General features: G+C 66.6%; 9 protein-coding genes. 7 read left to right on the top strand and 2 right to left on the bottom strand.

What is annotated here, in order from left to right:
- Nucleotide 1: 1 nt before the first annotated feature.
- Nucleotides 2-1237, bottom strand: coding sequence for an inorganic phosphate transporter (locus tag LA343_RS11205; protein WP_025403425.1), 1236 nt, complete (start codon nucleotides 1235-1237; stop codon nucleotides 2-4).
- A 135-nt stretch (nucleotides 1238-1372) separates the two neighbouring features.
- Between LA343_RS11205 and LA343_RS11200 the strand changes: the two genes are divergently transcribed.
- From LA343_RS11200 to LA343_RS11175, 6 genes are all read left to right on the top strand, one after another.
- A complete protein-coding gene (locus tag LA343_RS11200) occupies nucleotides 1373-4816 on the top strand; it encodes an error-prone DNA polymerase (RefSeq protein WP_025403424.1) in 3444 nt (1147 codons plus the stop codon).
- Nucleotides 4817-4885: 69 nt separating this feature from the next.
- Nucleotides 4886-6061 carry a CE1 family esterase gene (locus LA343_RS11195; protein WP_039910972.1) on the top strand — a complete coding sequence of 392 codons (1176 nt, stop codon included), beginning with the start codon at nucleotides 4886-4888 and terminating at the stop codon, nucleotides 6059-6061.
- Nucleotides 6062-6143: 82 nt separating this feature from the next.
- Complete coding sequence (locus LA343_RS11190; RefSeq protein WP_025403422.1) at nucleotides 6144-6803, top strand: ECF transporter S component; 660 nt, start codon at nucleotides 6144-6146, stop codon at nucleotides 6801-6803.
- Between the two features lie 11 nt (nucleotides 6804-6814).
- Complete coding sequence (locus LA343_RS11185) at nucleotides 6815-8314, top strand: ABC transporter ATP-binding protein (RefSeq protein ID WP_052337580.1); 1500 nt, start codon at nucleotides 6815-6817, stop codon at nucleotides 8312-8314.
- A 2-nt stretch (nucleotides 8315-8316) separates the two neighbouring features.
- On the top strand, nucleotides 8317-9108 hold the full coding sequence (locus LA343_RS11180; RefSeq protein ID WP_025403420.1) for an energy-coupling factor transporter transmembrane component T family protein: 792 nt from the start codon (nucleotides 8317-8319) through the stop codon (nucleotides 9106-9108).
- 1 nt (nucleotide 9109) lies between these two features.
- Entirely contained in the window at nucleotides 9110-9637 is a 528-nt protein-coding gene (locus LA343_RS11175; protein ID WP_039910971.1) for an AAA family ATPase, read from the top strand.
- Here the strand turns inward: LA343_RS11175 and LA343_RS11170 are convergent.
- A complete protein-coding gene (locus tag LA343_RS11170) occupies nucleotides 9634-10839 on the bottom strand; it encodes a DUF4272 domain-containing protein (protein WP_025403418.1) in 1206 nt (401 codons plus the stop codon). The genes LA343_RS11175 and LA343_RS11170 overlap by 4 nt on opposite strands.
- 121 nt (nucleotides 10840-10960) lie before the next feature.
- Between LA343_RS11170 and LA343_RS11165 the strand changes: the two genes are divergently transcribed.
- Nucleotides 10961-12784 (top strand): S9 family peptidase, encoded by a 1824-nt coding sequence (locus LA343_RS11165; protein WP_025403417.1) that lies wholly within the window; start codon nucleotides 10961-10963, stop codon nucleotides 12782-12784.
- The last annotated feature ends 62 nt before the right edge of the window (nucleotides 12785-12846 follow it).

Raw genomic sequence — 12846 nt, 5'->3', positions numbered from 1 at the left:
ATTATGCCTTTCCACTCGGTACAGGGGCGGGGGTGGTGGAGTCGCTCGGCGGCTCGTCGTCGGCCTTGCCGACCTTGAGCTCGTCGTCCTGCCAATCGTCGTTGACGTTTTGCGAGGTGACGCGGCGGCGCAGCGAGCGAATGTAGATCATGGCGCTGAGGACAACGAGGATGAACAGGTCCACGAGGACACCGGTGATGGTGTTGGAGTACTTCGCCACTTCGTGAGCGAGGAACCAGGTGAGCATGCCCACGATGCCCGCGGCGGGCAGGGTGAGGATCCAACCAATGGCCATACGCCCGGCCACGCCCCACCGCACCTCGGCGCCCTTGCGACCCACGCCGGTGCCCATGATGGAACCGGTGGCGACCTGCGTGGTGGACAGGGCCATGCCCGCGTGCGAGGAGGTCAAAATGATGGCGGCGGAGGCGGCCTCGGCGGCCATGCCCTGCGGCGACTCGATCTCGACTAAGCCCTTGCCCAGGGTGCGGATCACACGCCAACCACCGGAGTAAGTGCCCAGGGCGATGGCGGAGGCACACATGAAGATCACCCAGGCGGGCATGCGTGCATCCGAGGAAAGCTCGCCGGCGGCGACGAGCGCCATGAAGACCACGCCCATGGTCTTCTGCGCGTCACCCGTGCCGTGGGCGAGTGAGACGAGCGAGGCGGTGGCGATCTGGCCGCGCCGGAAGTGTTTGTTCATCTTCTGCTCGTTCACCCCGGCGGTGAGCTTGTAAATGAGGAAGGTGGATAGTGCCGAGACCGCGCCGGCAACAAACGGCGAGGCCACGGCGGGGATGATGATTTTCTCCACGATGTTTTCCCACTGCACGCCACTGGTGCCCAGGGAGGCGAAGGCGGATCCGACTAATCCGCCGAACAGGGCGAGTGAGGAGCTGGAGGGGATGCCGAGCAACCAGGTCAAGAGGTTCCACAATATGGCACCGATGAGTCCGGCGAAGACGACGAGGAGGAGATTGCTGGATTGATCTCCGCTATGAAGATCGAACTTATCGAGGTTGACGATGCCTTTGCCGATGGTGGTTGCGACGGCCACCGACAGGAAGGCGCCAACGAGGTTGAGGATCGCTGAGATTCCCACGGCAATCTTTGGTTTGAGTGCACGCGTTGCGATGGATGTGGCCATGGCATTGGCGGTGTCGTGAAAACCATTGGTGAAGTCGAAGGATACGGCGGTCACGATGACAATGATCAGGATGATTGTATCTGCCACACTTCTGATACTTCTCCCGCCGAAAGTGCTCCTCAACCGCTGCAGCAAGTGTTCAGCTGCCGTTAACGTGCAGGCAAGCGAGATATTACATGTGATTCTTCGAACATAATGTCTAATTGTGCTAGAACGGAGAGTGTGAAACCCCGTGCCTCCCGAGACAGCTACCACTTCTCGCACGGCGCCCCGCTGAGCTGGTCGCAGCTCGAACAGATCCTGTCCGGCGGGCTGCGCCGTGGTAATGGCGCGCCCGGCACACCTCTGCACGCCATCGGTGTAGCCGAGGGGACGGGGGAGTACGCCCGAGCTCGCAGCCTCGAAGAACCTGCAGAACCTGCAGAAACTACCAGTCGCCGCCCAGCCTCCGCCACTCCCTTCGCCGAACTCCACGCCTGCACGGCCTACAACTTCCTCCGCGGCGCCAGCACACCCGAGGACATGGCAGAGCACGCCGCCGCGCTGGGGCTCCACGCCATGGCATGCCTCGACCGCGATGGGCTCTACGGCGCAGCCCGCTTCGCGATGGCCGCCGCGGAACACCAGATCGATACTGTGTTTGGGGCGGAATTGGGCGTCGACGGTCAAGGAGAACCACCATTAACCGTGCTGTGCCGCGGGCAGGAAGGCTACCGGCGGCTCAGCACCACCATCGCCCAGGCACGCATGGCCGACCGGGATAAGGACGCGGTGACCTACCCCGACCTGCATCACCTCGCCGCTGCCGCGGGTGGGCAGTGGATCATCGTCATTGATTGGCCGCAGCGCCACCGCGCGGGAGAACTCGTGGCGGAGTTCGGCGCGGACAATTGCGTGGTGCAGCTGCAGCACACGATGAACCCCATCGACGCGGACTGCAACGACCTGCTCCATTCCCTGGCCCAGGACCTGGGGCTGCGCAGCATCGTCAGCGCCGTGCCCACGTGCGCTACCCCGTCCGCCGCCCGGCTCGCGGGCGTGAAAGCCGCGCTGCACGACCGCCGCGATGTCGCCGCCGCGGGCCCCACGCTGCACCCCACCGGCGGCAGCTGGTTACGCTCCGGGGACGAGATGCTGCAGCTCGCCGGCGACTGCCCGTGGCTGGCCGAGGCCGTGCAGACCTCCGTGGACGTGGCGCGCGAATGCGCGTTCACCCTCAACCTCGTGGCGCCGAACCTGCCACACTTTCCCGTGCCGGAGGGCTACACGGAAATGTCCTGGCTCCGGGAGGTGACCTACCGCGGGGCCGCGCACCGCTACGGCCCCCGCTCCGCGCAAACCAGCGCCACCCAGCGGGCCTGGGCAACAATCGACAAGGAGCTGCAGACCATCGAGGAGCTGGGCTTTCCGGGATACTTCCTCATCGTCCACGACATCGTCTCCTTCTGCCACAGCAACAACATCTTCTGCCAGGGCCGCGGGTCGGCGGCGAACTCCGCGGTGTGCTTCGCCCTCGGCATCACCACCGTGGACGCCGTGGCGGCCGGGCTGCTGTTCGAACGCTTCCTCTCCCCAGAGCGCGATGGCCCGCCCGATATCGACTTGGATATTGAATCCGGCCGCCGCGAGGAAGCCATCCAGTACGTCTACTCCCGGTACGGCCGGGAGAATGCCGCGCAGGTCGCCAACGTCATCACCTACCGCCGCAAGGGCGCGCTCCGCGACGCCGCCCGCGCGCTCGGATACGCCCCGGGCCGCGTGGACGCTTGGACTCGAGGAACAGAGGACGCCCCAGAGATCGTCCACTCCGTCGCCGACCAGCTCCGCGATCATCCCCGGCACCTGGGCATTCACTCCGGCGGCATGGTCATCTGCGACCGCCCGATTGCGGACGTGGTGCCCACCGAGTGGGCGCGGATGAAGGACCGCTCCGTGGTGCAGTGGGACAAGGACGATTGCGCCGCCGTCGGTCTGGTGAAGTTCGACCTGCTGGGGCTGGGCATGCTCGAGGCCCTCCACCACGCGGTCGATCAGGTGCAGCGCCACCGCGGCCGCACGGTCGAGCTGTGGCGCCTGGATCCGGTGGAGAAGGAGGTGTACGCCATGCTTGCCCGCGCCGATGCCGTGGGTGTGTTCCAGGTGGAATCGCGTGCGCAGATGAACACCCTGCCCCGGTTGAAGCCGCGCACCTTCTTCGACTTGGTGGTGGAGGTCGCGCTCATCCGTCCCGGTCCGATCCAGGGCGGGTCGGTGCATCCGTACATCCGTCGCCGCAATGGCCTAGAGCCCGTGACGTTCGACCACCCGTGCCTGAAGCCGGCCCTCACCAAAACCCTGGGCATTCCGTTGTTCCAGGAGCAGCTCATGCAGGTTGTGGTGGACGCCGCCGGGTTTTCCGGAGCCGAGGCCGATTCACTGCGCCGAGCCATGGGGTCGAAGCGGTCGCCGGAGAAGATGGAGCGGCTGCGCCAGCGCTTCTACCAGGGGCTGCGCGACACTCAGGGGATTACCGGGGAGGTCGCGGATCGGCTGTGGGACAAGATCGTGGCCTTCGCCGCGTATGGGTTCCCGGAGTCGCACGCGCAGTCGTTCGCCTCGCTGGTGTACTACTCCGCGTGGTTTAAGTACCACTATCCGGCGGAGTTTTGCGTGGCGCTGCTGCGGGCTCAGCCGATGGGGTTCTACTCGCCGCAGTCGCTGATCGCCGATGCCCGGCGCCATGGGGTGGGCGTGTTGCCCGTGGATGTTAATGCTTCCGATGTACACCCTGACTGTTGTCTCTCGCCTCCGGCGGATGGGTCGACGCCACCAGCATCCCCCGCCCCCGGTGCCACCAACGAGCCGCGCGGGGTCCACGGCCTGGGACGGGGAAGCGCCGAGCCGCTCGGCGCGATCCGCTTGGGCCTGGCCGGCATCACTGGCATCGGGGAGGCTGTGGCCGCGCGCATCGTGGACGTCCGCGAGCGCCGGGGACGGTTCACCCGCGTCAGCGAGCTTTCCCGCGAGGTTGGGTTGACGGTGGCGCAGGTGGAGGCGCTGGCGCGCGCCGGGGCCTTGGACTCGCTGGGGTTGAGCAGGCGCCAGGCGGTGTGGGCGGCCGGGGTGGCGGCCACGGAGCGGGCGGGGATGCTGCCCGGAACGTCCGATATCGTGGCGCCTCCGTTGCCGGGGATGAACGCCTTTGAGCTCACCGCCGCGGACCTGGCAGCAACGGGGATCACCGTGGACGGGCACCCGGTGGAGCTGCTGCGGCAGTTCTTGGAGCAATGGCACACCCGCCCGGTGACCTCTGGGGCGCGGCGGGGCCAGCCGCGTGGCGGTGCGCCGGTGATCCCCGCCGGGGACTTGTTGCGCGTGCCGGATGGGCAGCGCATCCGGGTGGCCGGTGTGGTGACGCACCGGCAGGCACCGGTGACCGCCGGGGGCGTGGTGTTTGTCGGGTTGGAGGACGAGACGGGCCTGGCGAACATCATCATCCCCCAGGGGCTATGGCAGAAGCAGCGGGTGGAAGCGCTGGGTGCGAAGATCGTGGTGATTCGCGGCATTGTGCACAACGCGGAGGGCGCGGCTTCGGTCACCGCCGACCTCATCGAACCGGTCGAGCCCGCGCTGCGCCCGGCGGCGCAGATCGCGGATGCGCAGGGGCGCTCGCGCGACTTCCAGTAACTTGCAGCCACGCCACGCCGGGCGCGCTTTCTGTTGACAACCACCCCAGGGCGCAGAACAATCAACACAGTGCAACCTCGGCAACCTCGCCCCACCCCAGAGATCTTCTACCGTAGACGGCGCATCGCCGCTGCGGTTCTCATCGTTGGGGCGGTATTGTTCGCCGCAGGCATCGGAGCAGGTGCCCAATGGCTCACGGGCTGGTCAGAAGAAGACTGGGCGGCGCACACCAGCGTGCGCGAACCGGCCGATTACGCCCCCACCTCCGCCGTGGCAATCACGGAAACCCAGACCGCTCCGCTCGCAGCGGAACCGCAAGCCCGCGTGCCGGAACACGATCGTCCGCTGCACAACCCACCCGCACCCGGGCAAACGCGGGAGGTCACGATCAACTCTGGTGGCGTCGAACGAAAAATGCTGGTGGTCGTACCCGCTGGCGCGGTGCCCGCTCACAACCAGGCGGGCAAGCCCACCCCGCTTATCCTGAGCTTCCACGGCTACCGTGAAACGCCGGAATCGATGTCCCGGTACACCGGGTTTGAGGGGGACGGTGCCATTGTGGTGTACCCCCGAGGCCTCGGTGAATCGTGGGAAGGTGCGCCCTACTCGAAGGCCAAGGACGGCCAAGATGTGCAGTTTACGAAGGACATCCTCGACGCGATGTCTTCTACCTACAGCGTGGATGTGCACCGTATCTACGCCGCAGGCATGTCCAACGGTGGCGGGTTCGCGGCGAAGTTGGCGTGCGAGATTCCGGAGCAGTTCACGGCCATCGCTGCGGTGGCAGGTGCCTACTATCCCGGCACGTGGCGCGGCTGCTCAGAGCAGAAGTCGCAACCGGCTGGTGCCGCAAATGTCTCGTTTGCGCCGGGCCCCAGTGTGCCGTTCCTGGAGATCCACGGCCGCAAGGACGATACGATCGGCTACGACGGCGGAACCCGTCACGGCACCCCCTATCTCGGTGCGATGCAGTTTTCGAGCCTGTACGCCGGACGATCCGGATGCTTCGGCGCGCCCATCACCACCCGCGTGACGGATAAGATCCTGCGCGTGCAGTGGCCCAGCTGCTACGGAAACGGGGAGGTCACCCACCTAGCCATCGCAGATGCGGGCCACACGTGGCCTGGCGAAACGACGGGTGAGGCGGGCGTGACCTCTAAGGATAGCTTCGCCAAGCGCCGCTCTAACGCCGTGACGGCCACGAGCGAAATCACAGCGTTTTTCGACCGCCACCAGTCGGCATAGCAACCAGCACGGGGCAGGCCCAGGGGGCATTTCGCCACACAGGCGTATCTAAAATGCGTGAACTCGGGTAGATTTTTCTTTCATGACTGACGCTTCTCCTGCATCCTCTGGCTCTTCTGGCTCTTCATCCGCACGCACGCCGTCGCGGCAGCCCCGCCGCTCCCTGTCCTGGCGCGGCGTGGACATCATCACCGCCGCCGTATTGGGCGTGGCCTGCGGGCTGATCTTCTGGATCTGGAACGGCGTGGGCGGCGCCGGTTACTCCGCCTTCGACGCCATCACCCCAGGCTTCGGCGGCCTATTCAATGGTGGCTGGGTCCTCGCGGGCGTTGTCGGCGGACTGATCATCCGCAAGCCCGGCGCCGCCCTGTTCGTGGAACTGCTGGCGGCAACGGTGTCTGCCCTCATCGGTAACCAGTGGGGTGTAGAGACCCTCTACTCCGGCATCGTGGAGGGCCTCGGCGCGGAGCTCATCTTCGCGATCTTCGCCTACCGCCGCTTCTCCCTGTGGGTCGCCATGCTCGCCGGTGCCGTGGCAGGTGCCGCAGAATGGGCGCTCGAGCTGGTCACCAGCGGCAACTTCGCCATGAGCTTCAGCTACAACGCGATCTACCTGGTGTGCACCGCCCTGTCCGGCGCCGTGCTGGCGGGCATCGTGGGCTACTACCTTGTTCGTGGCCTGGCCGCCACGGGCGCGCTGGATCGCTTCGCGGCCGGCCGCGAACGCCGCGAACTGGTCTAGCCCACACTCCCGTGTACCCGGTAGAGATCAACCACTTCGGCTGGCGCCACGCCGGACGAAAGAACCCCGCGATCGAGGACATCACCCTCACCATCCCGCCGGGGCAGAAAGTGCTGCTGCTCGGGGCTTCCGGGGCGGGAAAATCCACCCTGCTGGCGGGTATCGCCGGGGTCTTGGGGGATGACGACGAGGGCGAGGCCACGGGCGAGATCCTCGTGGGCGGTATGCCACCGCAGCAAGCCCGGGGCCGCGTGGGCATGGTGCTGCAGGATCCGGATTCCCAGGTCATCGCAGCCCGGGTGGGGGACGACGTTGTTTTCGGCTGCGAGAACCTCGGCATCGCCCGCGAAGAAATGTGGGAGCGCGCCGCGGCTGCGCTGCGGCTCGTGGGGCTGGACACACTGAACAGTGATGACCCCACCGAGGACGTCATGGAGCGCTCCACCGCCCGGCTGTCCGGCGGACAGAAGCAGCGGCTGGCCCTGGCCGGGGTTCTGGCCATGCGCCCCGGCGTAATCGTGCTCGACGAGCCCACCGCGAACCTCGACCCCGAGGGCGTGGAAGAGGTGCGCGAGGCCGTCATCCGCGCCGCCACGGACACCGGCGCCACCCTCGTCATTGTCGAGCACAGGGTAGAGACCTGGCAGGACTACGTCGACCGAGTCATCGTGCTGGCCCCGCCCAGCGCACCCCGGCCCATCGTGGCCGATGGTGTCCCCGCCGCCATCCTCACCCGCTATGCCGACGACCTCGTCGCCGCGGGGATCTGGGTGCCCGGCGTGCCCCTCGACATTCCCCGCCTACCCAGCAGCGCTCACGACCGCGCGCTCGTGCGCACCGAGGATCTCACGATTGGCTGGGACGCCACCACGCCCGTCCGCCGCCACCTCAACATCGGGGTGAACCAGGGCTCCACCGTGCTGCGGGGGCATAACGGCGCGGGTAAGACCACGCTGGCACTCACCCTCGGCGGGCTGCTTGCGCCCCTGGCGGGACGGGTGGACGCCAGCGCGACGATGCGCACGACCCGCCGCATCAGTCCCGCCAAGGCGCAGCCGCACACGTGGTCCTCCCGCCACCTCGTGCAACGCATTGGCTACGTCTTCCAAGACCCCGAGCACCAATTCGCCGCCCGCACCGTGGAAGAAGAACTGTTGCTGGGACCCAAGGCCGCGGGCATGGATGCCGAGCACGCCCACGCCACTGCCGAGAGACTCCTCGGCGAACTCGGCCTAGTCCACGTGGCGCGGGCCAACCCGTTCACACTCTCCGGCGGGGAGAAGCGCCGCCTATCCGTGGCCACCATGCTGGCCACGAACCCGGCGCTGCTCATCCTCGACGAGCCCACCTTCGGCCAGGACCGGCGCACCTTCAGTACCCTCGTGCGGATGCTGCAAGACCTCGTTGCCGGTGGCACAGCACTGCTGTCGATCTCTCACAGTGCCGAGTACACCGAGCTCATGGGCCAACAGATCCTAGAGCTCGGCGACGGTTCCGGAAAGGAGCACTAGCCGTGAACGTGCTGCGCTACATCGACCCCACCACGCGCATCCTGGCGATGGTGCTGCTCACCACGCCGCTGCTGCTCAGCATCGACGTGGTCTCCGCGAGCGTCGCCCTCGCACTCACTATCCTCCTGGCACCGCTGTGCGGCGTGGGGCCGAAGGCACTGATTCGCCGCGGCTGGCCCCTGCTCGTCCTCGCGCCCCTCACCGGCATCAGCATGCTGTTCTACGGCCGCGCCGGGGGAGAAGAATACTTCAGCTTCTGGCTCATCCAGGTCACCCAGAACTCCGTGAGCCTCAGCATCGCGGTCATGGTCCGCGTGCTCGCCGTGGGCCTGCCCGCCGTGATCCTCACCAACCAGCTCGACCCCACCCGGTTGGGTGACGGTCTGGCACAACTATGGCGCCTACCTTCCCGATTCGTCATCGGCGCGGTGGCGGGCGTGCGGCTCGTCACGCTCTTCCGGCAAGATTGGAACGCCGTGGACCGCGCCCGCCGGGCCAGGGGGCTCGCCGAAGATTCCCGCTGGATCCGGCTACCCAAGCAAATGTTCGCGCTGCTCGTGCTGGCCCTGCGGCGCGGCTCCAAGCTCGCCACGGCCATGGAGGCCCGGGGCTTCGGCACCACCACCGGCCCCGATGGTGAGCCCGTGCAGCGCACCTGGGCCCGGCAGGCGCACTTCGGTTGGGCGGACCTCGCTGTGCTGGGCGTGTGCCTCGCCGTCAGCCTCACAGCACTCGCCGTGGCCATCTCCACTGGGGACTTTAGGCTGCTGGGAGTGGTGGGTAGTGGTGGCTAGAGTGACGTGCGCTAACCCAGCCACCATCCTCATCGACGGGCGCAGCGGATCAGGGAAGACAACACTTGCCGCGCAACTAGCCGCCGCGATGGCCGACGTGACAGGCAGCCAGCCCCAGATCGTCCATATGGATGATGTGTACCGGGGATGGTGGGGTTTGGCGTCGGCGAAAAAGATTCTCAGCGAGAACATCCTGGCGCGCACGGACGCGGGCTTTCGCACATGGGATTGGTACGCGGAGGCGGAGGGTGATTGGCAGGCAATCGACCCGCGCCGAGACCTCATCGTGGAGGGTTGCGGGGCGCTGAACCGAGACGCGCTCGCCGCGGCCGAACAGCGATCGGGCGAGCGTGTGCTGACTGTGCTGGTCCACGCCCCGGCCGACGTGCGCAGGCGCCGGGCGCTGGCGCGCGACCCGGAGTTCGCCAGTCACTGGGCCATGTGGGCTAGGCAAGAGGATGAGCACTTCGCAGAAATGCCTGCGGCCCACATTGAGGTTGATACGGCCGGGGATGCCGGCACCGATTAGGTGGAGAGATCGACCTGGTCGAAGGGAACATCCTGAACGGTCATCCAGGCGAAGGCGCGGTGGCGCTCCAGCAGGATCGAGGATTCCACCGGCTCGATGTGCACTGCCTGATTAGCGCCGACAGTGCCGTTAGCGCCGTCAGCGCTCGGGGCGCCCGAAACGTCCTGCTCCACCGCGTACCACCGCAGCGAGAACGTGCGCTCGAACAGGTCGCAGATCTCGCTGAGATCCCGCAGGCGCAGCGCATCCGCAACGTTATCCTGGCGACCCGCGGCGCGCAGAGCCCCGCGGAGCACCGATAGGTCGGCGGGGTACAGCTGGGCCGTATCGATCTCCACGAGCCCGACCGCCCAGGCCAGCAGCTCAGCGGCGATGAAGCCCCAGTGCAGTTGGAACGCGGCTTGGTTATCAGCCTCGGTGTAGCGCGGGGCACCGGCGGCGTCCTGAACGCTTTCGATGCGGGCGATGAACTCCTGTTCCGTCTCCGTGAAGGAATCGAAGGCGAAGCGGGAGCCGCCACGCAGTTCAACGAAGTCCACCGGGCGATCCTCCAGCACGAACCCGGCCACCGTGCCGACCACAGCCAACGTGGTCGCGCGGGTGAACATCTCCTCCGGGGTGCGCAGCAGGATCTCCTTTTCCGAACGCACCGGGGGCAGCAGCGGGGAAATGCGAATGCCGCTATTCCACAGCTCGCCACGGATGCGCTGCATGCGGTTAAACGACTCCGCAGTCACCGGAGGCAGCACCGGCGGGGTGCGGTCCGCCAATGCCGGATCCAGCAAGTCCACGCCATCGGCGTTGCGGACGGTGCCATCCGGGAAGAAGAAGATGCTATTGGTCTGCGCGGCCCACGGGGCGAACTCGCGGAGATCCTCCGGGCCGAACCCATCGGGGCGCTCGAAGGCGTAATTGCAGCACACGTGGCGGATGTGCTGGCCAACGGCGTGGGTCACGGTGGTGTATTCCCCGGCCCGCTCCACGCCCTGTTCCACGGCGTAGTTGTAAAAACCGTTGAGGTGATTCTTCAGCTCGGCGGCTTCCGAAATGAGATGCGGGTCGGCATCGGGACGCACCGGGAACGGCTTGTCCGCATCTAGGTCGGCGAGGGTCCGCAGGGCGATCGCTTCCCCGGAGGAGCCGGAGCCGTGGAAGGGAACCTCCTGGCGAATGGTGGAGTAGGCGTTAACGAAGATGCTCATGCCCCTAGCCTAAGGCGTATTTTTGTGTTCGCACGGATAACATCCCTGGTATTTCTTGGCTTTTTTGCCAACGTGTGCCATAACCATTGTTGCCCCGGCCAACCGTTAGACTTGCTACGTTATGCGCCATTCTTCCGCACCGTCCATCGCCCCCAACGGCACAGCCATCGCCTACATCGTCCGCGACGGCGGCTACCCCTATGTTGTCCAAGCCCAATTGACGGACTCCGGGGTGGCAGAAGAGCGGCCCGTGCAGCTTCCCGTGGAAGGACCGGCCCTGCGCGTGCTGCATTCGCCGGATGCCCAATGGATCGCCTGCGAAGTGTCGCCGAAGGGCTCCGAGAAGCTGGAAACGTTCACGGTCTCCACGGATCCTGCCGTGCCGGGAGCCACGGCGCTGCGCACCACCTTCGATGCGAAGACCACGCTGGTGGAGTGGGACGGGCAGAACCTCGCCATGGACGCCGTGGCTTCCGACGGCATGGCCGAAGCGCGCCTGGTGAACCCCAATTCCTCGCGGTATCAGGTGATGGATCGCCGGTTGGATTCCCTACTCGTGGCCTCCGAGGCCGGGTACTGCCTCATGCGCGTGGGGCCCCGTGGCAACCGCGAGCTGCTGCTGGTCACCCCGAGCGGCCGGTGGATCCCGCTGCTGCCCCCAGAGCCGGGAGCTGCCACGGAGGTGGGGCGCATCCTCCCCATCGTGGACGATCACCTCGTGGTCTTAGTGGTGACCGATCACGGCGGCGACCGCAAGCGCATCATGCGCTTGGTCGTGGAGCTGAACTCGGAGACGGGCGCGTACCCGGTGCGCACGGAATGCGAGGAGCTCATCAGCAGCCCGGAAGCGGACGTGGACGAGTTCGTCATCAGCGAGGATCTCTCCACCGCCGCAGTGCTGTGGAACCAGGGTGGCGTGTCGCAGCTGGAGTTGTTGAGCCTGGGGGAGAATCAGCGCGTGCAGGTGCGCCGGGCGGTCGAGTTGCCCGGCATGGTCGCCGCGCACCTCTCCATTACCGACGATGGCTCCCTGCTCGCGCTCACGGTCGAGGGGCCGAACCTGCCGCCGACGGTGGAGGTGCTGCGCATCGAGGCCGGACGGGTCGAGCCCGTGGACGCGGCCCGCTCGGAGCGCCTCGAGGAACGCTCGCGCCTGGGCGAGGTTCCCGAACTGGTGCGCTACACCGCCCGGGACGGCCTGGAGCTGTCCGGGTGGCTGTATTTGCCGCCGAAGCCCGCGCCGAAGCGCCCGGTGTATGTGCATCTGCATGGCGGGCCGGAGGGGCAATCGCGGCCGAGCAACCACGACGTGCTCTCGGCCCTCGTGGACGCCGGCATCACGGTCTTCACGCCCAACATTCGCGGCAGTAAGGGCAATGGCCGCAGTTTTTCCCACGCGGATGATCGCTACGGCCGTTTCGCCGCGGTCGATGATGTTGCCGACTCGGTTCATTTTTTGCTCGACGCCGACCTCACGTCGCCCGACCAGGTCGTAGTGGGTGGTCGGAGCTACGGGGGATTCCTGGCCGCATTGGTGGGGGTGCGCCATCCGCACGTGTGCACGGGCATTATCGACGCGTGTGGCATGACGAGCTTCGAGACGTATTTTGAGTCCACGGAGCCGTGGTTGGCCTCGGCCGCGTCCCCGAAGTACGGCTACCCGATGCACGATGCCGAATTGCTCATGGAAATCTCGCCGCTGTACAAGGCCGATCAGATCAAGGCGAAGATGCTTCTTATCCACGGCGAGAATGACACGAACGTGCCGGTGCAGGAATCTCTGCAGTTCCGGGAGGCCCTGGTGGCGTCGGGCAACGAGCCGGAGTTGCTGATCGTCCCGGGCGAGGGCCACCAGTTCGTCAAGCCGGAATCGCGGGAGTTGATCGCGGAGACGATGCTGAACTTCTTCGCTCGGCTGGGCTGCATTCCCGAGCGCGACAACTAGCTGCGGCAACTAGCGCGCAGACGGAATAACCCCCTGACCACGGAGGTCAGGGGGTATCGAAC

The sequence above is a fragment of the Corynebacterium falsenii genome (assembly GCF_020099275.1).
In the GTDB taxonomy this organism is placed as follows: Bacteria; Actinomycetota; Actinomycetes; order Mycobacteriales; family Mycobacteriaceae; genus Corynebacterium; species Corynebacterium falsenii.
This window is presented reverse-complemented; position numbering and strand designations above follow the sequence as displayed.